Origin of the sequence: Paenibacillus sp. VCA1, from assembly GCF_031583795.1 — a bacterium.
GTDB classification, from domain to species: domain Bacteria; phylum Bacillota; class Bacilli; order Paenibacillales; family Paenibacillaceae; genus Paenibacillus_AQ; species Paenibacillus_AQ albilobatus.
On record NZ_JAVLSX010000002.1, the window covers coordinates 204847 to 230778 of the forward strand.

31 protein-coding genes, 1 tRNA gene and 3 pseudogenes are annotated in these 25932 nt (G+C 43.0%); 15 read left to right on the plus strand and 20 right to left on the minus strand.

Features of this window, described 5'->3' with window-relative positions; genetic code table 11:
* Window positions 1-269 precede the first annotated feature (269 nt).
* Window positions 270-818 carry an Ltp family lipoprotein gene (locus RJP21_RS04420; protein ID WP_397386182.1) on the plus strand — a complete coding sequence of 183 codons (549 nt, stop codon included), beginning with the start codon at window positions 270-272 and terminating at the stop codon, window positions 816-818.
* A 163-nt stretch (window positions 819-981) separates the two neighbouring features.
* On the opposite strand, the gene RJP21_RS04425 is transcribed toward RJP21_RS04420, so the two are convergent.
* The 5 genes and pseudogenes from RJP21_RS04425 to RJP21_RS04445 form a co-directional block, all read right to left on the minus strand.
* Window positions 982-1743, minus strand: a complete 762-nt coding sequence (locus RJP21_RS04425; RefSeq protein ID WP_310858604.1) for an HNH endonuclease family protein — start codon at window positions 1741-1743, stop codon at window positions 982-984.
* Between the two features lie 5 nt (window positions 1744-1748).
* Window positions 1749-2903 carry an AAA family ATPase gene (locus RJP21_RS04430; RefSeq protein WP_310858251.1) on the minus strand — a complete coding sequence of 385 codons (1155 nt, stop codon included), beginning with the start codon at window positions 2901-2903 and terminating at the stop codon, window positions 1749-1751.
* 78 nt (window positions 2904-2981) lie between these two features.
* The gene (locus tag RJP21_RS04435) at window positions 2982-3197 is read right to left on the minus strand and encodes a hypothetical protein (protein ID WP_310858252.1); all 216 of its coding nucleotides are present in this window, start codon (window positions 3195-3197) and stop codon (window positions 2982-2984) included.
* Window positions 3198-3667: 470 nt separating this feature from the next.
* A pseudogene (gene ltrA, locus RJP21_RS04440) lies at window positions 3668-5046 on the minus strand (group II intron reverse transcriptase/maturase).
* 462 nt (window positions 5047-5508) lie between these two features.
* The gene (locus tag RJP21_RS04445) at window positions 5509-5622 is read right to left on the minus strand and encodes a YjcZ family sporulation protein (RefSeq protein ID WP_310858253.1); all 114 of its coding nucleotides are present in this window, start codon (window positions 5620-5622) and stop codon (window positions 5509-5511) included.
* A 435-nt stretch (window positions 5623-6057) separates the two neighbouring features.
* Here RJP21_RS04445 and RJP21_RS04450 point away from each other — a divergent pair, with 435 nt between their 5' ends.
* Window positions 6058-6264 carry a hypothetical protein gene (locus RJP21_RS04450; RefSeq protein WP_310858254.1) on the plus strand — a complete coding sequence of 69 codons (207 nt, stop codon included), beginning with the start codon at window positions 6058-6060 and terminating at the stop codon, window positions 6262-6264.
* A gap of 174 nt (window positions 6265-6438) precedes the next feature.
* Here the strand turns inward: RJP21_RS04450 and RJP21_RS04455 are convergent, their stop codons facing one another.
* The gene (locus RJP21_RS04455) at window positions 6439-8286 is read right to left on the minus strand and encodes a bifunctional metallophosphatase/5'-nucleotidase (RefSeq protein WP_310858605.1); all 1848 of its coding nucleotides are present in this window, start codon (window positions 8284-8286) and stop codon (window positions 6439-6441) included.
* Between the two features lie 451 nt (window positions 8287-8737).
* On the opposite strand from RJP21_RS04455, the gene RJP21_RS04460 reads away from it, so the two are divergent.
* Both RJP21_RS04460 and RJP21_RS04465 read left to right on the plus strand, forming a co-directional pair.
* Window positions 8738-8932, plus strand: coding sequence for a hypothetical protein (locus tag RJP21_RS04460; protein WP_160044691.1), 195 nt, complete (start codon window positions 8738-8740; stop codon window positions 8930-8932).
* A gap of 212 nt (window positions 8933-9144) precedes the next feature.
* A complete protein-coding gene (locus tag RJP21_RS04465; RefSeq protein ID WP_160044690.1) occupies window positions 9145-9303 on the plus strand; it encodes a hypothetical protein in 159 nt (52 codons plus the stop codon).
* Between the two features lie 106 nt (window positions 9304-9409).
* On the opposite strand, the gene RJP21_RS04470 is transcribed toward RJP21_RS04465, so the two are convergent.
* Window positions 9410-10144, minus strand: a complete 735-nt coding sequence (locus tag RJP21_RS04470) for a glycerophosphodiester phosphodiesterase (protein ID WP_310858255.1) — start codon at window positions 10142-10144, stop codon at window positions 9410-9412.
* A gap of 134 nt (window positions 10145-10278) precedes the next feature.
* Between RJP21_RS04470 and RJP21_RS04475 the strand changes: the two genes are divergently transcribed.
* The gene (locus RJP21_RS04475; protein ID WP_160044688.1) at window positions 10279-10440 is read left to right on the plus strand and encodes a mechanosensitive ion channel protein MscL; all 162 of its coding nucleotides are present in this window, start codon (window positions 10279-10281) and stop codon (window positions 10438-10440) included.
* Window positions 10441-10554: 114 nt separating this feature from the next.
* On the opposite strand, the gene RJP21_RS04480 is transcribed toward RJP21_RS04475, so the two are convergent.
* On the minus strand, window positions 10555-10692 hold the full coding sequence (locus RJP21_RS04480) for a sporulation protein YjcZ (RefSeq protein ID WP_310858256.1): 138 nt from the start codon (window positions 10690-10692) through the stop codon (window positions 10555-10557).
* 182 nt (window positions 10693-10874) lie between these two features.
* Here RJP21_RS04480 and RJP21_RS04485 point away from each other — a divergent pair, with 182 nt between their 5' ends.
* On the plus strand, window positions 10875-11957 hold the full coding sequence (locus tag RJP21_RS04485; RefSeq protein WP_310858257.1) for an AI-2E family transporter: 1083 nt from the start codon (window positions 10875-10877) through the stop codon (window positions 11955-11957).
* Between the two features lie 103 nt (window positions 11958-12060).
* Here RJP21_RS04485 and RJP21_RS04490 read toward each other — a convergent pair whose 3' ends face one another.
* On the minus strand, window positions 12061-12729 hold the full coding sequence (locus RJP21_RS04490) for a uracil-DNA glycosylase (RefSeq protein ID WP_310858258.1): 669 nt from the start codon (window positions 12727-12729) through the stop codon (window positions 12061-12063).
* A 1058-nt stretch (window positions 12730-13787) separates the two neighbouring features.
* Between RJP21_RS04490 and RJP21_RS04495 the strand changes: the two genes are divergently transcribed.
* From RJP21_RS04495 to RJP21_RS04500, 3 genes are all read left to right on the plus strand, one after another.
* Window positions 13788-14615: a hypothetical protein gene (locus tag RJP21_RS04495; RefSeq protein WP_310858259.1), complete on the plus strand. Its 828-nt coding sequence runs from the start codon at window positions 13788-13790 to the stop codon at window positions 14613-14615.
* Between the two features lie 158 nt (window positions 14616-14773).
* Window positions 14774-14980, plus strand: a complete 207-nt coding sequence (locus RJP21_RS31215; RefSeq protein ID WP_397386183.1) for an ATP-dependent DNA ligase — start codon at window positions 14774-14776, stop codon at window positions 14978-14980.
* Window positions 14955-15614 carry an ATP-dependent DNA ligase gene (locus tag RJP21_RS04500; protein ID WP_397386171.1) on the plus strand — a complete coding sequence of 220 codons (660 nt, stop codon included), beginning with the start codon at window positions 14955-14957 and terminating at the stop codon, window positions 15612-15614. Before RJP21_RS31215 ends, RJP21_RS04500 begins: the two co-directional genes overlap by 26 nt.
* 173 nt (window positions 15615-15787) lie before the next feature.
* On the opposite strand, the gene RJP21_RS04505 is transcribed toward RJP21_RS04500, so the two are convergent.
* The 3 genes from RJP21_RS04505 to RJP21_RS04515 form a co-directional block, all read right to left on the minus strand.
* Entirely contained in the window at window positions 15788-16057 is a 270-nt protein-coding gene (locus tag RJP21_RS04505; protein ID WP_310858260.1) for a hypothetical protein, read from the minus strand.
* 12 nt (window positions 16058-16069) lie between these two features.
* A complete protein-coding gene (locus RJP21_RS04510) occupies window positions 16070-16789 on the minus strand; it encodes a hypothetical protein (RefSeq protein WP_310858261.1) in 720 nt (239 codons plus the stop codon).
* A 292-nt stretch (window positions 16790-17081) separates the two neighbouring features.
* Window positions 17082-17285: a hypothetical protein gene (locus RJP21_RS04515; RefSeq protein WP_310858262.1), complete on the minus strand. Its 204-nt coding sequence runs from the start codon at window positions 17283-17285 to the stop codon at window positions 17082-17084.
* Window positions 17286-17423: 138 nt separating this feature from the next.
* Here RJP21_RS04515 and RJP21_RS04520 point away from each other — a divergent pair, with 138 nt between their 5' ends.
* On the plus strand, window positions 17424-18335 hold the full coding sequence (locus RJP21_RS04520) for a DUF6414 family protein (RefSeq protein ID WP_310858263.1): 912 nt from the start codon (window positions 17424-17426) through the stop codon (window positions 18333-18335).
* Here the strand turns inward: RJP21_RS04520 and RJP21_RS04525 are convergent.
* The 5 genes from RJP21_RS04525 to RJP21_RS04545 all read right to left on the minus strand — a co-directional run bounded on the left by RJP21_RS04525 (window position 18319) and on the right by RJP21_RS04545 (window position 20081).
* A complete protein-coding gene (locus tag RJP21_RS04525; RefSeq protein WP_310858264.1) occupies window positions 18319-18489 on the minus strand; it encodes a hypothetical protein in 171 nt (56 codons plus the stop codon). The two genes, RJP21_RS04520 and RJP21_RS04525, sit on opposite strands and share 17 nt — an antisense overlap.
* A 120-nt stretch (window positions 18490-18609) precedes the next feature.
* Window positions 18610-18831, minus strand: coding sequence for a phage holin (locus RJP21_RS04530; protein ID WP_310858265.1), 222 nt, complete (start codon window positions 18829-18831; stop codon window positions 18610-18612).
* 17 nt (window positions 18832-18848) lie between these two features.
* The gene (locus tag RJP21_RS04535) at window positions 18849-19394 is read right to left on the minus strand and encodes an N-acetylmuramoyl-L-alanine amidase (RefSeq protein WP_310858266.1); all 546 of its coding nucleotides are present in this window, start codon (window positions 19392-19394) and stop codon (window positions 18849-18851) included.
* 205 nt (window positions 19395-19599) lie between these two features.
* Window positions 19600-19848 carry a hypothetical protein gene (locus RJP21_RS31430; RefSeq protein ID WP_310858267.1) on the minus strand — a complete coding sequence of 83 codons (249 nt, stop codon included), beginning with the start codon at window positions 19846-19848 and terminating at the stop codon, window positions 19600-19602.
* A gap of 38 nt (window positions 19849-19886) precedes the next feature.
* Window positions 19887-20081, minus strand: coding sequence for a hypothetical protein (locus RJP21_RS04545; RefSeq protein ID WP_310858268.1), 195 nt, complete (start codon window positions 20079-20081; stop codon window positions 19887-19889).
* 174 nt (window positions 20082-20255) lie between these two features.
* Here RJP21_RS04545 and RJP21_RS04550 point away from each other — a divergent pair, with 174 nt between their 5' ends.
* Window positions 20256-20714, plus strand: coding sequence for a hypothetical protein (locus RJP21_RS04550; RefSeq protein WP_310858269.1), 459 nt, complete (start codon window positions 20256-20258; stop codon window positions 20712-20714).
* 234 nt (window positions 20715-20948) lie between these two features.
* Window positions 20949-22279, plus strand: a pseudogene (locus RJP21_RS04555) (IS3 family transposase).
* 146 nt (window positions 22280-22425) lie between these two features.
* Here the strand turns inward: RJP21_RS04555 and tnpA are convergent.
* Window positions 22426-22915, minus strand: a pseudogene (gene tnpA / locus RJP21_RS04560) (IS200/IS605 family transposase).
* A 163-nt stretch (window positions 22916-23078) separates the two neighbouring features.
* On the minus strand, window positions 23079-24341 hold the full coding sequence (locus RJP21_RS04565) for a Kelch repeat-containing protein (protein ID WP_310858270.1): 1263 nt from the start codon (window positions 24339-24341) through the stop codon (window positions 23079-23081).
* A 181-nt stretch (window positions 24342-24522) separates the two neighbouring features.
* On the opposite strand from RJP21_RS04565, the gene RJP21_RS04570 reads away from it, so the two are divergent.
* The 3 genes from RJP21_RS04570 (at window position 24523) to RJP21_RS04580 (ending at window position 25750) form a co-directional block, all read left to right on the plus strand.
* On the plus strand, window positions 24523-24738 hold the full coding sequence (locus RJP21_RS04570; protein ID WP_310858271.1) for a type II toxin-antitoxin system HicA family toxin: 216 nt from the start codon (window positions 24523-24525) through the stop codon (window positions 24736-24738).
* A 56-nt stretch (window positions 24739-24794) separates the two neighbouring features.
* On the plus strand, window positions 24795-25193 hold the full coding sequence (locus RJP21_RS04575; protein WP_310858272.1) for a type II toxin-antitoxin system HicB family antitoxin: 399 nt from the start codon (window positions 24795-24797) through the stop codon (window positions 25191-25193).
* Window positions 25194-25306: 113 nt separating this feature from the next.
* Window positions 25307-25750 (plus strand): tyrosine-type recombinase/integrase, encoded by a 444-nt coding sequence (locus RJP21_RS04580; RefSeq protein ID WP_310858273.1) that lies wholly within the window; start codon window positions 25307-25309, stop codon window positions 25748-25750.
* A 76-nt stretch (window positions 25751-25826) separates the two neighbouring features.
* Here RJP21_RS04580 and RJP21_RS04585 read toward each other — a convergent pair.
* Window positions 25827-25916 (minus strand) — tRNA-OTHER (locus RJP21_RS04585).
* Window positions 25917-25932: the final 16 nt, after the last annotated feature.

A 25932-nucleotide genomic window follows, 5' to 3' on the forward strand; every position in this document is an offset into this window, starting at 1 on the left:
TGAAATCCTTTTTTTGATTTAATTTTATGGATATATCTTCCCGGGTTTGTTAGACTGAATGTGCTTCTTACTTCATTCTTAGGGGGATATATAAAATGTGGATGGCTTTAGGGCTAATTAGCTTTATCGCTTGTATTGTTCTGCTTGTATTAGGACTAATATCGCGGTTCAAAAAAACTGGCAACGCAAAAAGGTTACTCCTGTCGGCATTAGCGTGTTTCGCAATAACACTTATTGCAGCAATGGCTGATCCTAACACAGAAACTGAAATTGCTAGTGATAAAGAGAAGTCGCGTACTAAGACGGAAACAGTAGTAGCTAAAACAGAGGATACCGCATCCAATGATGAAGCTAAAAAACAAAAAGCTGAGCAAGAAGCGAACGAAGCTGCAGAAAAGAAAGCGCAAGAAGAACAGAAGGCAAAAGAAGAGGCTGAAGCGAAAGCCAAAGCTGATGCAGAGGAAAAAGCAAAGGCCGAGGCTGAGGCAAAACAAAAGGCAGAAGAAGATAACGTCCCTAGAGAACACAAATCGGCATTAAAAAAAGCGGAACAGTATGCGGAAATAATGAGTATGTCAAAGGCTGCTATTTACGATCAATTGACCTCTGAATATGGAGAGAATTTTCCTCCAGAAGCCGCTAAATATGCTATCAATAACATTGTATGGGATTGGAAAGAAAATGCATTGAAAAAGGCGGAGCAATATGCAGAATCTATGAATATGTCAAATTCGGCTATTTACGATCAATTGATTTCAGAATACGGAGAAAAATTTACTAAGGAAGAAGCAAAATATGCCGTAGATAATTTAAAATAAGATAAAAAAGACCCTGCCAGCACGTAGCCAGCAGGGTCTTTTTTACCGGTGCCTCCGGATTGCACAACGGTGTTTCCGTATATGTTTTGATTATTTTACAAAATATCACCGTGCCTGTAAATAAAGTATCCGTAACACATTACCAAGGAATATATTTTGATATCTATGTGTTCACGAATTCTACTTCGAGCCAATTATTTTTAGCACTAGTCTCTAATAACTCAAATTCTGTATCCCATAAACCCTTTTCAACAAAAAAACAGCGAATTTCATAATAATTCTCGTCACCGAAAAGAGAATAGGCACAAGTGGCACTGTATTCTGAATCTGACTGGCAGGAGTTAAGTAAATTTTCAAGTTTGTGAGTTATACTGTTTATTTCCCGACGTGATAATTCTTCCTTGTGACTTAAATCGTCTATTCTTTCTAATAAATCCTCTAATAATTCTGCTATTTTGTTACCAATTATTGATCTAGGATACACAAGCCTTTTTAAATCATTGAGCGAGAGAACGCCAATTGTTTCCTTTCCTATCTGATCCTTACCAATAAATCTGTAATTTTTCATTTTCAAATGTGTTTTCGGATCATTGATTGTAGGATTAATAATTGGATATTTTTTGGTGTCATGGTCTAATTTTTTCCCATTACATCTTTTGCATATAGGAAGTAAATTCGTCCATTCAACAACCTCATCTGGATATATCGACTTGGGATGAAAATGTTCCACTTCAACAAACTTACTTTCTTCACCTAACTTACATTCACAAAAGATACATTTCCCTTTGCTCATTTCCAACAAAGCATTTTTGATATATTCTAAGTTCCACACATTCTTACCACTGATTTTATATTCCTGAGTCAGATTTTTTTTTACATCCTCAGTTAATTCATTTGGACACGTAATTCTCTTAATTTTAATCATATCCGTCACCCTATACTTCCTAGTTGTAATTCATATATCTTTTTCATTGGGCTTCTTGGATGGAGCATTCTACTCAAGATATCATAAGATGAAGTCGCCTTTGCTAGATCATCCGATTCGACGGCCTCTTCAAATTCTTTTTTCACCTTTAAAAAATAGTTAGATTGGGTTTCTTTTAGCCCCATAACATCCTCTAATATTTCTTCTATTGTCCACCCTTTAAATCCATATTCTAAATGATCTAACGGCAGTTTTGTTACTTCGCTATTATTATCAATGGTCAGCGCTATAATTTCATTTGCATCAGCTTCTTGGATCATGTGAGGACTATGTGTTGTGGCAATTATTTGAGCAGTAGGAAAAACATCCTTGAGTACTTTCAGAAACTTACCTTGCCAATATGGGTGAAGATGTGCATCCACCTCATCAATTAAAATGACTCCGTCAAACTCACTCACCTTCATTTTAGGATCTTTAAAGTTATACTCTAACTCTCTAATAATCCCAAGGATGATAAACAGACAAGATTTAAAACCAGTTGATAAATACTCTAAATAGATTTCTCCCCTTGAAGTTTTCAGCATTATGTCTAACGTATCATGAGCAATATGAGAAAACTCCACATCGGAGTCCAATAAACTAAAACAATTTTTAGCGGTATTTAAATTATGTATCTCTTCAGACGAGAATCTTCCTTGACTTTCGAAACCCAATCTATTAATAAACCAGTTTTTGGTCAACCCTCCATCAAGTCCTCTTGTTAGATCGGCGCTATAATTTACATTACTCTTGTTATTGTCTCTTGCAATATACTCTAATTTTGTGTAATTCATTGATCGTTGTTCTTTAATAAAGATGACTTTTTTACTCGAATCTCGAAAAGGAGTATGAGGGGTATAACTTTCCTCAGGTCTAAAAATCTGAACATGATTTGACACTGTGTTTCCATCAACAGTTATCGACCACTCTCCATATTCTGAATTGGAATTTCTTTTTAGATTATCTGCGGCATACAAAGAGAAACTGCTAGCTATACAATCAAGTATTGTTGATTTACCTACGCCATTTATTCCACAAATTAAATTTAGACCGTCAATAAATTCTAATGCTAATTTTTTTATACCAGCGATATTTTGGATATCTAGTCTCTCTATTTTCAAAAAATTCACCCCATTCCATTTATTCACATGTTCAGAATAAACCACTACTAGAGCAGGGGCAACTAGAATTCATATAAATTAATCCAGAAAATATTCTTTAAGAATTTCCTTCTTATCTAGAGTCCAACATTTCTCGAACCAATTATGTTCAGTTCTACCTATAACAGGTCCAACGAGTACTGAATGCCCATCTAGATCAACAGCAAATAAGATTATTTGTTCTTTGGTTTTAACATTTGTAATTTTCATATTAATTACAGCTCCAGGCACCAACAAGCTCTCAAGATTTTTCATTTCCTCGCCTCCGTTTGTACTATTAATGATAAAGAGCTCAATATTATTCCAATTTGAATTAGCACATCCAACTGTGTCACATGAATAATTTTAGATTATGTGGATCAATCTGAAGACTGTTTTGGGGATGATTTCAAGTTGAAATAAGTATGATTTCACACAAGTAACCCTACCAACAAGTGTTAATAGGGTCTCCACTATTCCATTTAAATAACTTTCAGTTGCATCTCCAACGATTTGTTCTGTATTCCCTCCGATCAAGTCAGGAAATTTTCCCTTAATCGGTTTACTACAATATCCAACTCGTCTCGTGTTACATTCGCCCTCTTGCTCCATCCACATACCCATTTTGCTCCCTCCCACGACAAACTGCTGAAAGACGTACATTGAGATCGAGTAGATAGGGGCGGCTAGCCCCTGACCTCTCACACCACCGTACATGCGGGTCCGCATACGGCGGTTCCTAAAGGTTAACGAGTTTCCAGATAACGAGTAGTCAGACTTAACAGCCCTTTGTCTCTCCAGTAAGAGAGGTTAATGGCATTGTTTGTATTTCGAGACATTTCCTAGCATCCTCGGCGTGAATTTGCCATCTTCCTTGCCGCCCATTCTGGAACACCAAGTGCACGTAGGTTCCTCAGCCTGGTTCGTGGTAGCTTCCATTGTTTCCACAAGCACATGCGTAGTCTACGCCGAATCCATTCGTCCAGTTTCTCGCAGTGCGTCTTTGCGGATGCCAGACGGAAGTAGCCGATCCAACCCATCAGGTATCGGTTTAGCTCCTTAATCCGCTGTTCCATGGAGTTTCCCTTTGTTCTAGAGGTTATCCATCTCACACGTTCCTTGAGTTGTTCCAATTTCTTAGGTGCAATTCGGATGGCGGCTTCCTTGTTTCTCACGAAACTAAAGCCGAGGAACTTTCGGTTCCAAGGGCGCTCTACTGCACTCTTCTCCCGGTTTCTTTCAGTCTAAGTTTTCCCTCTACAAAGCGAGTCACCGATTCCATCACGCGTTCTCCAGCGCGTTTGCTTCTTACGAAGATGTTACAACGCACAAAATGCAGTCCTCGTTCTGTCAGTTCTTTATCCAAGTCATCTAGTAGAATGTTAGCTAATAGAGGGCTGAGTGGTCCTCCTTGTGGAGTTCCTTCCCCCATTTCTTGCTTCATTCCGTTCACCATGACACCTGCATTCAAGTATGCTCGAATAAGCTTCAGGACGCGCTTGTTCGAAACTTTCCTTGCGATCCTCGCCATTAGATTGTCATGGTTCACTCGGTCAAAGAATTTCTCTAAGTCCATATTCACCACCCAGCGATGTCCTTCTTGAATGTAGGATTGTGCTTGCTTGACTGCATCGTGGGCTCGCTTCCTTGGACGAAAGCCATAACTGTGTGGTGAAAACTGCGGATCGAAAATCGGTGTCATCACTTGCATCAAGGCTTGCTGAATTAAGCGATCCATTACGGTTGGTATACCTAACAGCCGTACCCCGCCTCCAGGTTTGGGAATTTCAACCCGTTTGACTGGCATCGGTCTGTAGGTCCCCTCTTGGAGTTCCTCTTTTACGGTGTCCCATCGTTCCCATAGGTGCGCTTGTAGTTGTTCTACCGTCACCTTGTCCACGCCGGGAGCTCCTCCGTTCTGTTTCACTCGCTTGAATGCGAGTCGAAGGTTGTTTCCTTCGAGCATCTTCTCCAACAAGTCGTTCTGGTCTTCGCGAGAAGAAGGTTTGGTTTGTGCCGACGAAGAACTAGGCGCTCCGACATACCCTCGTGGTTTCACCACTACTCTTTGCCGCGAACCTTCATATGAAGTTGGCTGCTGTCGTTGTTCTTCATGCGAACGCATCATTTCTTCTCTCCTTTAAGTTCAGCCCTTCCGGTTTCCGGCGTCCCGTACTCCCGTACTATGGCGTCTGCTGACTCCTGTGGATTCAGCGCAACCTCACGGTTGCGGTTACGAAGTTACTTCGCGTTTTTTTCCACAGGCCTCCCCAGATAAGAACGTCATCTTTCTGCCCGCAACCACTCAAGTTTACGAGGTAAGCCTTTGGCGACTTGGGATTTTGTCATGTTGGTGACTCCTCCGACTTTCCCCGCCTCGAATTGAGTGCGTGTACCTTGGCTCGTGCATTTGCCTCCAGCTTCCTTCAGATTCGGCCTCACGGTCGACACCCTTGCTCTTGGCTAACGGTAGGCGTTCGCCAGCCCCCGTTCGGGACTTTCACCCTAGAGATGACGCCCATGCTGGGCGTACATAATGAAGACCCTGTGGTTATATATACCACAGGGTCTTAAAGATATTATTTACTTAGTAAAAGAACGATTTAGTTATGATGACCAGCAAAATGAAGAGAACCAAGATTGCTGCCATATTAGTGCCCATACCACCATAACCGTAACCTACTCCTCCGACTTCGCTCATCCTACACTCCTCCTTGATTTAGAATACGTTATATCTTATGTATGAATCAGTAGCTGGTAAGGGATAATTCGGTAAATATAATGAAAAATTGGTAGGCTGTTGTTTGATTTCTAATAGTTATGAATGTAAAAGGCCCCACCTACGGCGCGATGTAGGAAGAGGCCTTTAAGGATCAGGAGGTTTTACACATGAGTGGATTCGTTGTACCCACTCCATACTATGCAATGGTTTTTAAGATGGTTATCAAAATAGTTTAATGCACACTTCTTTATTAATATAAAGTGGGCCGAAAATGGCCCCACTTTTTTGTTTTCAATGATTTATCGTCCAATGAATTTTGTTAAAATAGTAACAAGAATTCCATGAATTATACTTATGCCCATATAAAGGTATTATAGTGTTTGTTGATTATCCATCAACAAGGGAGATTATTCAATGGTTATGATATTATTAGGCGTTATCATGATTGTTTTCGGCTTATACGATTACAAAAATCCAAATTCCAAACTGGTTAAAATATTGAACCGCCGCCCGAAGCATGATGCTGACCGACAAGAAATACGCTCAAATGGTTCGATTGGGATCGTTAGCGGAATCATGTTTATATGCATTGGAGCAATCGCCTTCTTTTTAAAAGATTAAGATCATGAAACCGGGGATTTTGCAAAAATCCAAAAAGCGGCTTTCCATCAGCAATATATAGAGCGAAGCGGTTTAATTCGTCTACTTATTGTACTCTGGAGCGGCAGGAATCGAATTTTGCAAAATCCTGAACCAAAAAGGAACCGGCAAGCCGGTTCCTTTTGACGATCCATTTTATTTTTTCTCGACGATGCGGTTTTCCGTTTTCGGGCTGATCACTTTGACCTTTTCCAAATATTCTTCCACGACGTCATAGAACGTGTAACCGGTATTCAGCACTTGATCTTTTTTCAGCATCGAATATCCGTCACCGCCCGACGTAATAAAGTCGTTTGTCGCCACGGTGTACGTTTTGTTCGGATCGAGCGGCTGGCCGCCGATTTTTACTTCCTGAACGCGCTCCCCTACCGGCTTCGTCACGTCATAGACGTAGGACATGCCGCCGATTTGCAGGAAGGAACCCGGGAGGTCGTCTTTCTTTTCAACGCCTTTGACCGATACCTCAAGCGCCGCTTTAATGTCGGCACCCGTCGCTTTGACGATCGTCAGCGTGTTCGGGAACGGAAGTATTGCATAAAGATCCTTTTTCGTCAGATCCCCGGCTGTTTTGCTGGCGCGGATTCCGCCGCCGTTCACCAGAGCCACATCGGCTTCGTAACCTTTGATCGTTTTGGTCTTTGCTAAAATGGCGTCCGCGATGAAGTTGCCGAGATTCGTCTCGATGGCGCGCACTTCGGTTCTTTCGCCATGGAGATCGACTTCGGTTTTCCCGACCACTGCGCCCATGGCATCGTCAACCTTCTTGACGACGTCCTGGACCAGTTTTTCGATTTCCGGATCGGCCTTGACGTTTTCGTCATATTCGACCAAACCGCCGCTGAAACCGACCAAATCTTTATTATAATAGTATAAGTCCACGCGTCCGAGCGATTTGCCGTATTCCCAGTCCTGCACGATGTACGTGCCGTTTACGTTTTCAGGCGTACGGAGCGGCGTATGGGAATGCCCGCCGATGATCAGGTCGATGCCCGATACGTTTTTCGCGATTTCGCGGTCTTTTTCCACGCCGATATGCGATACGATCACCACATGATCAGCCTTCGCCTTCATTTCCGGCACCAGCTTTTTCGCGATTTCGACCGGATCTTTGAAGGTCAAACCGATAACGTTGTTCGGATGGGTCACGATCGGCGTTTCTTCCGTCACGAACCCGATAAAAGCGATTTTTTGGCCGCCCACCTCGGCCGTGTATGTAGGAATGAGCAGGTTCGAGCCGTCCGCTTTGTATACGTTTGCGTTAACCATCGGGAAATCGAGCTGATCGCGCAATTTAAGCAGCTGCTCATAACCGAAATCGAACTCATGGTTCCCAGCGGTCATGGCTTCATAACCGAGTTTGTTCAGGATCGGGACGATCGACTCCCCTTTGAACTGGTTGGCGTAGATCGTTCCTTGGAACGTGTCGCCCGCGTCCATCAGAAGGAAGTTTTTGTTCTCTTCGCGCCACTGCTTGACGAGCGTAGCGATTTTGGCATAACCGAATTCTTTGTCCTTCGAGTTATCTTGGATATGTCCGTGCACATCATTCGTATGCGCGATCGTGATATGCTCCGTCACGGCTTCACCGAGTGCATTGATAAAGTCGCCGCGGGTGACCTGCGTCGCGGAATCCAGCTTCAAATCGATCCCGAGCCCTTTGGCGATGCCGGCCAATTTGTCGGAGGAAGGATATGTTCTGCCTTGAGCCGTTTCGGCTTTTGTAATGGCGCCTTTGTTGGCGGCCCAATTCAAATAATCGATCGCCCAGTAGCCATTGGTCGCCGTAAACTGCTGGCCTTGGACTCTGGCGAACAACGCGACGGCTTCCCCAAGCGTAATATGCTGCGCCAGCATCAGATCCCCTTTTTCGAAACCGGTTACAATGTGTTTCTCCTGCATCCAGTCGCTGTGCTGCACGGGATGCAGCGGCGCAGCAAACGCCGACGTGGCGAGCAGCGTGGACATCAGCCCCGTGACTACCATTGTTTTCGCTTTCAATTTAAAATTCAAAAACAACACTCTCCCCTTTTTGTTGTTGTTGAAACCGTGAACAAATGTTATATCACATGAGAACATTTGGTCATACAAAAGTATACACAGCGGTATCAAATGGGGTCAAGCACGAACTTTCGCCACCGGCGTTTATGGAATTGCGGCATTTACGCAGATTTCATACAGGTTTTACGCATTTTTTACGCAGGTTTTACGCGGGTTTGACACGAATTAAATACGAGGAAGAAATCGAAGGCGTCATAGGAAGGGGGTATGCGAAAGCTTCTCCCGTCACCTTTTCATATGAATACACAAGGTCCTATATTTTTTTGGGTCTATTTGCTTATATTCGTGAAAAAATAGCTTTATATCCGGCACCGTTTCCCGTATGATAGAACTAGAACGAAATATCTATAGTCTGTATCTACAGGAGAATAGTCGCATGGAAAAAGTCATTGAACTTGCCATTAAACACGGGCATACGCTTTTCGTCAAAAGCGTGGACGGCAGCACGTTAACGGGCATCCCGGAGCCCTCGTCCGACCCCGCCAAATTAAAAATACGCACGCCGCTGGGCCATTTTTGGATTCCTCTGGACGAAGTGAGCCATGTGTCGCGCTTGATCGCATTCAAATAACCTGATCGGCATACGTCCGCTGTTGCAAGCAGCGGTTTTTTTCTTGATTTTCGCATACCGTTTCCTGTTTCAGATCCGCTCCCTCCGTTTATCCTTACATAAGAGCGTCAAGGAACAGCCGCACCGCTGCCGGCCGTATAGGAACAACGTTTCGGGAACATCCTATGAACCTGTGCAGCATCCTTCCGGTATCTGAAAAGGAGTGGATTGGTATGGGTAAACCTCATAAACACGAGGAAGAAGAAAGATTTCCCGGAGTCGATCCGATTCCGGAGCCTGAACGCGAAAATCCTTCTTCCACCAGCATGATCGAAGAGATTTTGGAGGAGGGCTCGCAGGAAGCGGCCAAGCGCAAACAGGAAGACGAGTAAGCTTCCGGCCAGTCTCCTTGTTTCGCGCCTTCGGAGCACGTGATTTCTCCCCCCGCCAAAATAAACCGGCGTCCGCCTTGGACCCGGTTTATTTTTTGCCCCGTTTTTACTTTTCTTTCGCCAGCAATTCGGCAAGCCGATCCGGATAATCCGTAATGATGCCGTCGACCCCGGCTTGAAGAAGCCGCAACATTTCGTTCGGGTCATTGACGGTAAACGGATGATAGGCTTTTCCGGCCGCTTTGGCGGCAGCCACGAATTCGGAAAGCACCGCAACATGATAAGCATGCAGCGCGTCGGCGTGCAAGGTGTCGGCGTAAGCCCAGGGCTCGTAGAGTCCTTCCATATAAAGAATGCCCGTCCGAATTTCAGGCGCAAGCCGTTTGCAGAGCAGCAAAGAGTAATGATTGAAGCTTGAAATGACGACCCGGCCGCTCAGCCCGTATTCTTTTACCCGCGCGATGACTTTCTCTTCCAGCCCCTCGTATGGAACGGCTCCGTTTTTCAGCTCAAGATTGACGATCGTCCCGGTGTCTTTGACCAGCTCCAAAAGCTCGTCGAGATGCGGAATGCGTTCTCCCCGAAAATCGGGATGAAACCAGCTTCCCGCGTCCAGCTCCTTCAGTTCGTTTAACGTATGGTCTTTCACCCAACCCGTGCCGTCAGTCGTCCGCCCCAGCGTTTCATCGTGAATCAGCACCATATGTCCGTCTTTCGTAAGCTGCACGTCCGTTTCGATGCCGGTCGCTCCCTGCTCCAGCGCTTTCCTGAAAGCAGCCATCGTGTTTTCGGGACAAACTTTGGAAGAGCCCCGATGCGCAAAATTAACGACGTTTCCCATGTCCTTTTAGCCTCCACCCTCTCCATCGCTCGGAAAATTAACATAACTCTTTGCTTCATTTCATGGCCTGTTAACAACCATATTCTAACATGATTACAGACCCGCAAAAAAGAGTAAGAAGGAGCTGAAACGACATGATCGTCTTTGACGTCATCGTGCACGGAGAGGTAAAGAAAACAATCCGCCCCATCAGCCAGAGGCTGCACGCGATGCTTGACCAGGTGACGGAAGAAGCCCGGCGGTTAAGCCGGTTGTACGGGACGCCCGTTGAAGTGAAGCGCCGGATCATTTATTGACGATAAGTGATCCGGTTTTTTTTCGCCTATAACCCCCGTTTTCCCCGGAACATGCTTCGTCCAAACGCAAAAACACCCCTGCGAAGGATGGCCGGGATGCATAAAGCGTACTTATTAATAAACAATCGCGCGAGTAACGATGACAAGCAGAATGAAGAGAACCAAAATCGCCGCCGAGAAACGGACTGCTCCGCCCGGATACCCGTATCCCGCTCCGCCAACCGCTTCCCTCGTGGATACTCCCTCCTTCAACCCATGCTCACCCAATCGTTTGTGAAACGTTTTCCGGTCATTTGGATGCTGGAACCTGTTTTCCAGCCGGTCGACGGATTCGTTTCCGGCACCGTCTTGGTGAATAAATGACATTCATATTGGTTAAAGGGATATAAATAGGAAAAGACCGTTCCGGTCTATAAAACGTTGGGGGGATCCTTTTGCCGCAAAGCAAATATTACCGCACATGCCTCGGGGTGATCTTCGCGCTGCTTATCATCTATTTGGGCTCGAAGGTCAGTTTTATTTTCAATCCGTTTATCCTTTTGTTCAACATTATGATTATTCCGGTCATGCTGGCCGGCTTTATGTATTATTTGCTGCGTCCGATCGTCAATGTTTTGGAGAAACACCGCTGGCCGAGGCCTTTGTCCATCCTGCTGATTTACCTCGTGTTTGCGGGACTGATCGTCTTGTTTATCATCCTGGTATGGCCGACCCTGCGGGAGCAAGTCATAAATTTTGTGGATAACGCGCCGTTTTTCGTGGAACAGGTGCAAAAGCAGCTTGACCAGCTTCAGCATAACCGTTTTATCGCAAGACTCGTTCCGAGCGAATCCGATTTGATGACCCGCCTGGGCCAATACCTCAATAAGCTGGTCACCGCCGTGACCAACTCGGTATCCAATTTCATCGCGGTGTTGTCCAACGTCGTGGTCATCATCGCCACCGTCCCGATCGTGTTGTATTACATGCTGAAAGAGAGCAGCAAGCTGGGGCCGATCCTGCTTCATCTGGTTCCCCGGAAATACCGGCAGGAGGGCCGCGAAGCGCTTGAGGAAATCGATACGGCGCTCAGCAACTTCATCGTCGGGCGGGTACTCTTGAATATTATGCTCGGCGTGTTGTTGTACATCGGCTTTTTAATCATCGGACTGCCTTATTCGCTGCTGCTCGCGCTGATCTCGATCGTGCTGAACCTGATCCCGTATGTCGGCGCCGTCATTGCCGCGATCCCGGTCGTTATCGTCGGGTTTATCGACTCCCCGTCCGTGGCGATCTGGTCGGTTGTCGTCATCATCGTGGCGCAGCAAATCCAGGACAACCTGCTTACCCCGATCATTTACGGAAAAAGGCTTGATATCCATCCGCTGACGATTATCGTGCTGCTGCTGATCGGCGGCGACATCTCCGGCATACTCGGCATCATTTTGGCCATTCCGGCGTATATCGTCGCCAAAATCATCATCATCCGGGTCTACAAGCTGTTCCTTTCCGAAAAGGTCGACGACGTGATGGAATAATAAACCATAAAAGTCGGGACTTAGGTTCGAAGCCCCATTCAAGTCCTCTGCTGGAGCATCATAAAAAAGCGGGCCGCGGCCCGCTCGCTTGTTAATCTTTTGCTTATATATTCGGAATCGACCAATCGATCGGCTCCATGCCATGCGACTCCAAAAATTCGTTCGTTTTGGAAAAAGGCCGGCTGCCGAAAAAACCGCGATGCGCCGAAAGCGGGCTAGGATGGACCGATTTCAGCACCAGATGTTTGCTTTGGTCGATGAAAGCTCCCTTTTTCTGCGCATGGCTTCCCCACAATATAAAAACAACCGGCTTGTCCCGTTCATTCAGCTTCTCAATAACGGCATCCGTGAACCGTTCCCACCCGAGATCCTTATGGGAGTTGGCCTGCCCTTCGCGGACGGTAAGCACCGTGTTGAGCAGCAGCACGCCTTGCTTCGCCCAAGGAACGAGATAACCGTTGTTCGGGATCGGAACGCCAAGGTCGCTATTCAGCTCCTTATAGATGTTGACGAGAGACGGCGGGATTCTGACCCCCGGCATGACGGAAAAGCTAAGCCCGTGCGCCTGTCCCGGCCCGTGGTAGGGATCCTGCCCCAGGATCACCACTTTGGTATGTTCATAGGGCGTCAGTTTCAAGGCCTGGAACAAATTTTCTTTGGACGGATAAACCGTATGCAATTTATATTCCCGGGCAAGCGCGTACCGCAAATCGTTAAAATACGGCTTTTCCACTTCTTCCTTCAGCTGCTGATCCCAATCATTGTTAAACATTCCCCATTCTCCTCTCCGATGATGTCGTTCTATGAAAATATGAATCCAAAAAATAAAACCGCTGCCGACGCATGTAAATGCCAAATTCGAGTGTACCACGACGTGGGAAGATGGATCAATGAAAAAACCGATTTAGGTTCATGCCTGCAGGATGTTAAATCCTGTGCGTTGCAAAAAGCGAGTGTAGCCAGAGAAATAAAAAAGCCCTAACATGGTATCATTACCACGCAGGACTTCTTATGTATTGGCTTTTGAAAAATAATGGCCTCAGCGCAAGGGCTGAGGTCTATGATGCCGAGGACCGGGCTCGAACCGGTACGGTAGTCACCTACCGCAGGATTTTAAGACATGAGTTTTTAACATACTGAAATGGAATACAGTTCTAAAATCCAGTAATATCAAGGCTTTAAGTCGTTCGTATTTTGTTCTTATTTAGACTGTAATCTATGGTTTGGCCCACAGTCTGTCTCCAATCCGTCCCCAATATTTAGGCTCCGTGGCATTTAGCCATCGGGGCCTTTTTTATGTACTTACAGATAAATATCACCATATTTTAATCCAATCCCATTCGTCAGGGTACCGCAATTCACCTCCTGCCGGAACGTATGCACGACGGTGACAAGGCCGCTCGTCTGCTTATACTCGTATGGGGTAATTCCTAACAGGTAACGTGCAATAGCGGCTTGTCAGGACCTAACTGCTGCATATTTTTATAAAATATCCTTTGCTTTCACAATATCAAAAAAGCATCTTTATTATCCCGCCGAACTGTGCCTGAACATTACTCCATGCGTTCAGGATAATCAAGCTTTTCAATAATAGATGTACTAAATCCGCTATACGCCAAACAGTTAAATTTAATTGCTCACCACTTTTTAATGCTTCCCCTAACTTGTGAGAGATCACAAAAAACGTACTGATTGAAGCTGAGTACAAACTTCCTGAATACAAAAAAATAAATAATTTCATTTTATAACATTAATAGTATTTTTTGTTTAGACATGGTAAATGAAAATAGATACTATTAATTCGAATCAAAACATTTAGGAGGAAAGTATATGAGTATACTAAAAAAAGTTTCGTTAGCAGCAATACTGAGCTTAATTTTGTTTGTTGGCTTTAATCAAAACACACTATTTGCAGCGTCAATAGGAGGATCGCTCCCCCAACCCGAAGAAGGATGGACCCGATATGACAACACCAACCCAGGAATTACTTACGATGGAATATGGAATACCAGCAACGGATCTTCAACAAACTGGAATAATGGATATGCATTCACTACTGATAGTAACGCGACTGCTAAATTCGGATTTACAGGGACGAAAATTAGATTCATACATACCCTAGCAAGTAATAACTCTCAAGCGGTTTCAATCACAATAGATGGAGTATCTGAAATCGTTAATACTAAAACTACAGATATAACAAACTTCGCTTTAGTTTATGAAAAGTTGAATTTAGCTCAAGGAAATCACACGGTGGAATTGAAAAATCTCGATACTCGTTCAGGAAGATTAAGAGTTGATGCAATTGACATAGACGGCGAATTATTTCCTATTTCTCAACCTCCTGTAACGGAGCCGGAGCCAGAGCCAGAGCCGGAACAGCCCAGCTCTAAACGTGCTATTCTAGTGGTAACAATGACAACCGGTCTTGAAAAAGAGTACGACCTCTCCATGGACGAAGTAAATGCCTTCATTAATTGGTACGATGCTAAGGATGCAGGTTCCGGCCCATCAAAATATGCGATTGATAAGCACGATAATAACAAAGGCCCATTCAGCAAACGCACCGACTACCTGATTTTCAACAATATTCTTACGTTTGGAGTAAGTGAATACAGTACAGTGACTTCAGCCACTTATCAAAACAAAAAGTCTTAAAGAATATAACCGGACTACATCTAATGTGTTCAAACTTATAAAGAGATATTTAAATGACCTACTCAATCAAGGTAGAACATGCCCCAGTAATTTCCACCCATCTCTACCATTTCAGGCACTATAATCAGTACAGAGGTGGTTTAATGTTTATCAACCCGATGTTACTTGCCACGGCCCTCTCTCCTTTTTCGCATTCAGATTATATTTTTGAGCCGAAAGTTGATGGCCACCGTTTGATTTTCTCGCAAGAGTCCGGAGCGATCCGGTTATATACACGACATCACAACGATTGCACCCGGCAGTATCCCGAGCTGCACACCCTTTTTGAGCATGATATTCTTGGACGGCGAAGTCGCATGCGTTGATCCGGAGACCGGTTTATCAGATATCGAGGCGATTTTGTTCAGGTTGAAGGCAGGAAAGCACGACAAAATCATTCGGTTGACCCGCTCGCTGCCGGTCACGTTTGTCATATTCGATATCTTGATGTACAAAGGGAAAGATCTTCGGCGGCTGCCGCTAATGGAGCGTAAGGCGATCCTTGGTTCGCTTTCCCTTCCGGGCCCCTCATTCTGGATAGTACCATACGTCGAAGGCGCCGGCGAGGCATTATTTGAGCAGATCGAATCTTGGGGCATGGAGGGCATGGTCGGTAAACGTAAAGACAGCCTGTACGTCAGCCGCCAGTCCGAAGCCTGGCAAAAGATCATCAATTGGTCATACGCCGAAGTGTTTATCACGGGATACCGTAAAAAGGAATTTGGATGGCTTACCGCTGTTTTGGATGGGTCAGGAAGGATGCGCCCGACCGGGATTATGGAACATGGCCCAGGTCAAAAAGCGAAGCAGGCATTTTACAGAGTGAGCAAGGGGATTATTTCCGGGGAAGACAAAAATTTTGTATATCTTGAGCCGCGGATTCGCGCTGAGGTCAAAATGCGAAACTGGACCAAGTCGGGTATGTTGCGTGATCCAGTCTTCACACGGTTTATAGTTTAGCCCAGCATGGAGCAGTTTGCCGTTGGCAACTGCTCCATTTTACGTTATGCTAACGGGCAGGCTAGTGGAACAGAATTAGTTGTCAAAGGTTTTAATTCCGAAACTTCCACGAAGAACCTTCTTATGTAAAGGGAAACCCCATCCTCTTTTTGAAAAGAAGCGAGTCATTAGTTTTATTCTTGAACTTTTGGTTCGCTTGCTGGCTTTGTATCGTCTGGAGGATTTACGGGATTCATTTCAAGTTGTACTTTCCAGACATCTATCATTGCTTTGGTCTCTTCTAAATAACCTTTCCAATCCTCGTAGACACCATTTACTTCCTCGTAATATTTCATGGTGTTTTCATCTCGGTCGTCGTGTTCTGTTTGAACCCCTTTATAGTCTTCGATCTTTTCACAAACGTTCTTTTCCTCTTGTCCTAATGAATGAATGAGGTATTCCAAATGTTCTTCAACTTAATGGATGTTGGAAAATTGGGTTACTCCCCCCAACTTTTTAGTTAATCTAAGCAAAGTGTGCTGTAAATGTTTTTGGGGTTGTTGAATCACTTCTATTGCTTCTTTAACAATGCGTTCAGATTCATTTCTTCGGTTGATGAATTGAATCATTAGCACAGCACCATCTGTAATATCTTCAATAGTTTGAACATAATCGCCTAATCCATTAAAATTGGTCTTTAATTCTTCAGTTTCATTTGAAATAGCATCAAGCCTTTTATTAAACTTCTCAAGGTCATCCCTGAATTTCTTTACTTCCTTATAGTGCTCCTCAACGGAAGCCGCTTTCGCTAGAATGTCAGTATGTTTTTGATTGACATTCTCTTCTTTTGCTTCAATTTTAGCTAATTTGTCATCAACGTTCCGTTTGAAAATCCAACCAATAATATCTGTTACAATTGCTAAGAGTAGAGCTGCAATAGCTAAAAATCCAGCAAACAGGTCAATCGTTTTCGATACATTACCATCCAAATCAGCGATCTTCTCATCTTTCATTTCGAGGAGTGCTTTAGTCAACTCTTTTTCTGTAAGTGGCTTCTCCTCAGCCATCTTTTGATCAATGAGCCTCTCTACATTTGTAATACTGATCTGAGTTTGTCCCTCCTGTGCGGATGCAGCGCCAGCCGCAGCAAACAACACGAATAAAGCCACGGTGAGCGGAATAACTATTTTTTTCATCGATTATTCCTCCTATATATTCTGGAACATATTTAGTTCGTTCAGTGGTACCTCATTTTAATGTTTTAAATTTCCTTCTTAAACCCCAAAATACTATCACTCCGCACGCTAATTTACAGGCCCTAAGTAACGAAACGGGTTGAACTAGCGGGAAACGTTAGTTGAACAAAAGAAGGAGCAAATTGCCGGCGGCTGCTGCTCCTTTTTTATACTTTGAAGTTAATCAAAATGGTGTTTTTAGGATGGCCAATTACTGATCTGCTTCGAAATTCAGTCTTCACACGGTTAAAGTTTAGACCGCGTATTTTAACGTGCAGGCTTTGCGTACGTAGAATTCGCCACCGATTTTCACTGCGAAGTCTGTAATTTCAACGATATTCCCGTTGCCGATCATCTCCTGACCCATAAAGACGACAACGGGTATTCGCTCAATCATAGCGGTATAGAAATGGATCGGGAATTCAAGGGCTTCATAAATCTGCTCATCGTGTTTCACCTCTCCCCGAAATTTTACCATATTTCAACAAAGTATGATTAAAAGAATATAAACCTCTCAATTATGGCTGTCAGGAAGGATTTCATTCCCCAAAATATATGGTACAATTTAACTAATTCTGTAGGAGGGGGTCATAATATGAAGGAAATAATTTATCTTAATACTGAATTTCTACATTCTTTTATGGCACAGCAATTTGAAGGTCTTCCAATCAGCACGACCATGGAGAATTCACAACAAGATACTACGACAAGCAATGACAGCGTTCAAAAAAAATCCGCTCATGCGATTGAAGGCGAAATTAAATCTGGCGATTTTAGTATACCAGGTATTTTCTCAACTCCAAGTGGGAGAGCGAAGTATAAATATGGTATCGATTCGCAACTCTCTGAAACGTTTACACTTGCCCAAGTAGAAGCAGGGAAAGAAATTATATCAAAACAATTGCACGACAATGCTTTGGATGAGTTCGAAAAGTACTTAGTTGAGAATTCTGCGCTTCATGAGATCGATAGTAATTCTGATCGTGGAGAAAACTACATTGGAAAATACATAAAATTGGAATCCTCATTCATTCTATTCGATTTGAAATACGTTAAAAACCTTACAAATTCAACTTTGTTGAAGAAATTTTTCAAAATTCCAGGAATCGCCTCACCGCAGCAATACAAGAACGGAAAACTATCTCCTAAGCTTGAATCAGGTTTTCTTATGATGGATACACTTTTAGAATATCTTGAATCAATATTACCTACTAATTTATTTTTGAAACAAGGAAATTTTGTTTCTCCACTAAAATCAGATTTTCTCAGGGAAAGTAGTTCAGAACTTAATTTTAAATATGGAGAAGATTCTAAATTGAAAGTTTGTGTTATAGGGCGTGTTACAAAGGTTTTTGATTCATTTGATGCGGGGTTATTTAAAGAGGAAGGGAACTTCAATGATTTGTCAGGCGCCATAAATGATATGATTCATATGCTTTTAAATCAGATAAATACGATAGAAGCAGGAGACCTCATCATTTCTCCGGTTGCTATTTATTTTGAATAAGCTTTCTGTTCTTCGATTTCTCTTCCATCATTTTTTTGCCAGCAGAAATACGGTCTGATACATTTTTAAATTCGGAATCAAAAACATCTTTTTCTCTACGAGTTTTACTAAAACCATCTTTAACAAACGATCTGATGTTTTTGTTCGAAAACATACTAAACACCATCCTTTTCTAATCATTATACTTAAGGTTAACCAATTATGCCATTGGATATCCAAAATTAGACTTGTAAAAGAGCCCCTGCAATGTCAATTATGCAGAGGCTCTTTTTCTTTACAAATTATATCCGCCGCTTTCCTGCTTCGTTGGGTTAGAGATGATGCCAAGTGTAACCAGTAGCCCAAGAGCTACATCAATCACCACAAGAATGTCATGTTGCATAACCTCCGTGATATTAAATGCGCCGGTTAAGTGTCCAATCAATTGAATCAAAAGTAACAACTGGGAAGTTGTGCTTACCCACAATGCATAGTTACGCCATCTTTTCTTATTCATGATTATTTACCCCCCTCTTATTCTTCCGGAATGCCCGCGGCGCACCGCAGGTAATTAGCAAGATTGTTGTAATGCTTCGTGGCAGTCAGATCCCCGGCCTCATGAGATGCAAACCATGCAGGTGATACATAATTATCGATCAGCGATTGCGCGATGTTGGCAGGCAGCGGCGTAAAGTCCGGCGCGACGATGAGTGTAGCCATCTTGGCGGCAACGTCTATGATCAAATCTTTGAACGTTTTGTTCCCAGCGAACAGCGCTTGCTCGCAGTCCAGTTTCCTCCCCGGATCGAGCTGCTTATGGCTGGCGATGTGCGTGGATGGGTTCTTCCCCCACTTGTCGCAGCAGAATGCCAGGTACCATACAAAGCGTTTGTATGCTTCTGCAAAATTGATTTTGCTACCGTAACAAAGCTCAATACCAAGCGCCGCATCATTGGAGTCATAACCAAACCGCTCGTTATCGGTCTTGACGTTGTACAATACGTGCCACGCTTTTTCCGCCGGATCCGGACCGATACCGGTTGGGATGATCTCAAGTATCTTTGTGTCGTCTATAAACACCTGGGCGGAAGCAGATCGATCTTTCGAATTATTGAAGTACGTGTAATGGTTATCGGCGTCGCTCCGGGATTACAGTGTCGTGGGCAACAAAAAAGGCCGGGCTGCCGGTTGTAAGCCGGAGTCCTGGCCTTGTGTTGTGCCGCACGTCGATGTAACGCCGTTCAATCTTGTATTTTGTCTTGTCCAATAGTCTCACCCCAATTCCTTATTTAAGCCCGCCGGAAATGATAAATCCATGCGATTGCCAAAAGAATAGCCCCGGCAAATGTACGCCATAGCCATTTTTGATTGTCTTTGATTTTGTCGAGCCTGTGATGCGCCGATTTCGCAGAGGATAAGCCTCGACTGCAGTCTCATTTGCTGCAATAGCTCTATCCAATTTCTCATCCATGTTATCGACCTTGGTCTCAACCCTTGTCATCCGTTGAAGCATTTCTGTTTGTACCCCGTCCATACCCCTTCCTCCATTCCCAAAATAAAATTAAGTAACGTCTAAATGAGGATCTTCAGTTGACTCCTCTTTACGCTGTAACTCGCCAAAGCAATTCCGATGTTCTCATCCACTTTTTGAAGTATTTCAATCTGCTTATCTGGATGAGTCTGAATCATTAGAGAAATGAATTCTGAAATTTCCTCAACCGGCTTTGACGGGTCAGCTGTAATTTCATATTTCAGTGCCGACCTCATCTTTTTGCACCTCCTTTTAGACATAGAAAAACCTCTTCAGCCATGATTTTGAAGAGGTTCTCACACTTAAATTGTAATTTCTTTTTGGTTTGTATTTACTACTGATTCAGGATTGTATATATTCAAAATGCTGGGCAAATAACAATAGAGTTAGAATTGGTGGTGAGAATCATAATGTTAAAAGATGTATTTTTGTACATATCCTCAGTCTTGGGCATTGTTGCTTTTATTTTTACTGTTATTAGATTCATCCAAGATAACAAAAGAATAGCTGTGTCTCATACTATCAAACGGGAAGAATTATTCGAAACACTATATGACAGAAACCATAACGAAATAGGGAAACACTTTCTTGAGGATTACAAATCAATTGAATTAGTAATCAAAAATGTATCGACTAGACCTATTTCGATCCTACGCATCCAACATGATTCTGATTTCGAGTTTAATGACAAAGAAAAACCATACACCCTAAACACATTTGACTATCATAAAAGCGAAAAAATCTTAGTTCCAGGAGGAGTCTTCTGCCCAGAAGGAATAGCTGTTTCAGATCAACTTAAGAAGTTAAACATTCAAATTACAACAACATATTACACATACAAACAGAAGCTAACGATTCGCGGTAATTAGCAATCATCTCCTTGTCTTATATAATAAGTGAAGTGAATTTCTTCGTATACTTGAATGTACATATAGCAGAAATAAATCAAGGTTACGAGCATTATCCACCCAATCCAATGAAACCCACATGCTGCTAGAATTGCCAATGTAGGAAAGAGCATTAGTAAAATCAAAACCACCCGTGTGAATGAACTGCACCCCAATTGTTAGACACCATCTAACATTGGAGGTGCAGTTTTTTCTATGGCCAAGTTTAGTTCAGACGAAAAAATGAAAGCAGTTATACGTTATCAAGATGGATCCGAAAGCGTGAAATCGATTGCCAAATGTCTAGGGCTCCATCATACCGTCTTATTAAATTGGATCAAACAATATGAGTATCATGGTGAAGAAGCCTTTAAAAAGAGCTATACATCATATCCTGTACAGTTTAAACTAGACGTACTTAAAGAGAAACGGCTGCAGTGTTTAATATTGCAAGCCATAGTACTATTTTAAGCTGGCAAAGGAGCTTAGAATTGCATGGAATGGACGCCCTACAACCAAAGAAAAAGGGGCGTACATCCATGAAAAAAGAATCTAATAAGCGAAAGAATCAAACGTTAGTAGAAGGGTCTATACAGGCTTTACATTCAGAGGTTAAGCGTTTACGAATGGAGAATGCATATTTAAAAAAGTTGAATGCCTTAGTTCAAAACAAGGAAAAATCGCCAAACAAGACAAGGCTCAAGTAGTCTATGAACTAAGGAATGAATTCTCGGTGAACGCACTTCTACAGCTGGCAGATATCCCTCGTAGCACGTATTATTTTGTAATAAAAACGTTTGGTATGCCAGACAGAGATATGGAGTTGAAAAAGATTATCCAAGCAATTTACGAGGAGCATGAGGGGCGCTATGGTTATCGCCGTATTCGTGACGAGTTAGCGAATCGTGGATACCATATAAATCATAAAAAGGTACAACGTTTGATGAAAGTACTGGGATTAAAATGCTTAGTACGCATGAAAAAATATCGTTCGTACAAAGGGACGATTGGCAAGATTGCACCGATCATATTGGAACGAAACTTCTACGCTGGAAAACCAAATGAGAAGTGGGTTACAGATATTACAGAGTTTAAATTATTTGGAGAAAAGCTGTATTTATCTCCAATACTAGCTTTATATAACGGCGAAATTATTACGTATACGATCGGTTCAAGACCGGTCTACTCACTTGTTTCAACGATGTTAGATCAAGCATTTAAGCGATTAACAGATGAAGAGAAGCCCATTATTCATTCTGACCAAGGTTGGCACTATCAGATGAAACAGTATCGTCACGCCCTCAAAGAACGTGGCATCAAGCAAAGTATGTCCCGAAAAGGTAACTGCTACGACAACGCCGTCATGGAGAACTTCTTTGGCATCATGAAATCTGAATTCCTGTATTTAAAGGAATTTGAAAGTATCGCACATTTTAAAAAAAGAACTATCGAAATACATCGATTATTACAACAACAAGCGAATTAAGGCAAAACTAAAAGGCATGAGTCCGGTACTGTACCGGACTCATGCCCAACAAGCCGCCTAATAATATAACCTGTCTAACTTTATGGGGTCACTTCAGAACGGGTGGTTTGCTCTGCGGCTGAAAGCCTTTGTTACAGGCCAGCCCTAAAAGGGCACTGAATCGTTCGCCAACCGCACTACTTTTTCGGCTACCCCTTAAGGGGTCTTCTAGTTCTTCTTCTTTCGTTTGCTTCCTGTTTCTTCTCCTGTGAATGGATCTATATACTCTTCCAGCGTCATTTGCTCTGCAACCACGTCTTACTTGTAACTGATTTCGTATATACTCTTCAATCACTTTCTTGTTTCTTCCTACCGTGTCCACATAAAACCCTTTACACCAGAATTTTCGATTCCCATACGTATATTCTAAATTTGCATGGCGATCAAATATCATTAAGCTGCTTTTCCCTTTTAAATACCCTATAAATGATGACACACTTATTTTCGGCGGTATACTTACCAGCATGTGTATATGATCTTTACATGCCTCTGCTTCTATAATTTCTACACCTTTCCTTTCACATAATTGTCTTAGTATTTTTCCTATATCTCTTTTCAATTTCCCATAGATCACTTGTCTTCTGTACTTTGGCGCAAACACTATGTGATACTTACAATTCCATTTTGTATGTGCTAAACTGTTCACATCAGATGGCATCTGATCTCCTCCTCGTGTTTTAAATTTGGTTGGCGAACCGAATTTATCTTAACACTTCGGAGGATTTTTTTTATACAACGCTTAAGCTATCCTGAACCATACGCATAGCGTATGGTTTTCTTTTTACAAAAAAGGGCGCTCGTTTTAGAGCGACCCTGTAATCTTAATATTCATTTACTTCGAAATTAATAATCTTATCGAATATAATGTAGTCTTTCCTTGCCTTAAATGGTCCTTTATTGTTGTCGTGCTTGTCGATTGCAAAAGTTACCGGCCCTTGACCTTCTGACTTTTTTTCATACCAATTAATAAACGACTGAACTTCATTCATAGACAGATCAAATTCTTTAACAACACCGTTTTGTAACATAATTTCAAGAATAGCTCGTTCTCCAATTGGTTCTGGATTCGGATTCCCAGGCTCAGTTGGTGGATTCTCGGGATCAGTAGGCTGCTCTGAATCTCCTAAAGAATACTCCTCCACCATATTAACACCACCATACCATGGTTTTACGGCAGTTCCCCCAATAGCGTATAGTTTCCCATTTGCTACAGCTACTCCATGTGCAACTCTCGCAGTGTTTAAAGATGCAATTGGACTAAACGTATTCGTTTTAATATCAAATACAAGTGCATTTGAAATTGCTTTTTCTGTCGAGCTTTTAGTACCACCAACTACATAAATCTTGCCATTATATTCACTGGAGCTAATACCATCAGCAGCATAAGGCATGGTAGCAACAACTTCCCATACATCTGTCTCTGGATGATAAAGCTTTACAGCATTTGTTGTCGCTGTTGATGGCCCTCCACCTCCAAATGAGTAAATGCCGTTGCTTGTCGAGACTAGGGACATTGCGTGATAACCATTTGTCATATTTTTTTTCGTAGTCCACGTATCTGTTTCAGGGTTGTACTCCTCTATAACATTCAACATATCGGAAGAAGCATTTACCCCGCCCATCGTGTAGATCTTCCCATTGTACGATGCTGACGAAACCCACGTTCTTGGAGTTTTCATTGGCTTCTTACTCGTCCATGTATCAGTGATAGGGTCATACTCTTCAACTGCTGCTGAGTAATCTCCTCCGGATATACTTTGAAGATTTCCAGTATATCCGCCAATTACATAGATCTTCCCGTTCACAACAGCTGCAGAAGTGGCTCCACGCTTTGTAGGCATGCTCGACTTGGTAGTCCATGTATCGGAAATCGGATCGTACTCTTGAACATCAGCATAAGACGTCGTACCGACAGCCCCACCAATAACATAAATTTTATCGTTTACTGATACAACGGCTGCCCCTACCCTTGGATTAGGTGTATCATTTTTTATTATCCATTGATTGTTATCAGCTGAAGCTGGGTTAGTGCCCATAACAAGCATTAATATTAGAATTAGTGGAAAGACAATCTTTTTCCTCATAGGTAAATCCTCCTGTTTTTATAATAATAATGTATCGGTCACACAATTGGATTTCATTAATCAATTCTCGAACTACCATCTCCTTCACCAAAAAATATACACGCATTATTTATGCGTATTAGCCATTGACGCGCATAAATAATGCGTGTTATAATAGTATCAGAAGGGAGGGAGAAATTAAATGGGGAAACAACGTACCGTTAGGGAAGTCTTAAAAGCACTTAAAGCTGCTGGGTTTCAAAAGTCACCCAATCACGGCAAAGGTACTAGCCACCAACGGTACATACACAAAGACGACCCAACGCGATATGCCGATGTAGCCTTTCACTCCAGCGGCGATATACTAGCAAAGGGAACGTTAAAAAGCATTGAACGAACATCAGGGGTTAAATTTTAGCCCCTGAGTTCCCCAAAACTCTCTCTCCCTTCTTCGAACTATAAGGAGGTTCTGTGATGCCAAATTACATCTATCCTGTTGTTGTTGAAGAGACACAAACCGGTGTTAGTATGTACTTTCCTGATTTCCCCGGTACTGCGGTAGCAGCTCCTTCTATCGTAGTTGGTATTAAAGATGCCAAGGTCATGTTAGTTCACCGTATCGAAGAACTGCACGACAACAACGAATCTGTACCCGCTCCTTCTGAGGTTGATGCTATCCAGCTGGAGGACCCGAGCGACAGAATTATTTATGTTGAAGTCTTTGTAATTCCACCAGCTGATGATAAGACTGTCACTAAAAACTGTACAATGCCAAAATGGCTGCGCGATGCCGGGGAAGAAGCAGGACTAAACTTCTCCCAATTGCTGCAGCAATCTGTTCGTGAAGCACTGGGTATAGAAAAGCGGCCGTGAGTTTGCCGCTTTTTTTATTTATTTGAGGTAAGAAAACTTTTACTGACCTTTGTTGTATAAAATAAAAGCCGCCTATTGGCGACTAAATTTATCAATCAAAAACATTTGTTCAATTGTCCAAAGTTCCATTGTATTTCTTTTTTTTGGTCGTCCCGGTTTATGGCAATATATTAGGAAAATTACGGTTTAAAGCAAAGGCAATGGGGATCTGGCAAGGCGGCGATCGCAACTTTGTTTTTCACTCAGGTACCGGGAAACCCTATTACCATACAACGCCGTCCCAGCAGTGGAAAAACTGGTGTGAACGGAACGGCTTCCGTAATGTCTCCCTTCACGGGCTGCGTCATACAAATGCAACCTATTTGCTTGGGCAAGGAGCATCCATTAAGGAGATTCAGCATCGGCTGCGGCATTCTACATCTCAGGTGACCACAGATACCTATGCTCATGTCACCAAGAAGCTCAGCCGTAAAACGACAGCCCACCTTGATGTCTTCGATCCAAGAGTTCGTCCCCAATCCGTCCCCAAAGACAAAAAAAGCGACAACCCCCAGTGATATAGGCGTCGTGATCTTAATTCCTAAAAAATAAAAAATCCCTTGAGTATCAAGGGATTCAGAGTGAAAACTATAATGCCGAGGACCGGGCTCGAACCGGTACGGTAGTCACCTACCGCAGGATTTTAAGTCCTGTTCCGATAGCCGAACGCGCAAATCCCGCGCCACGACTGCGTTTTCCC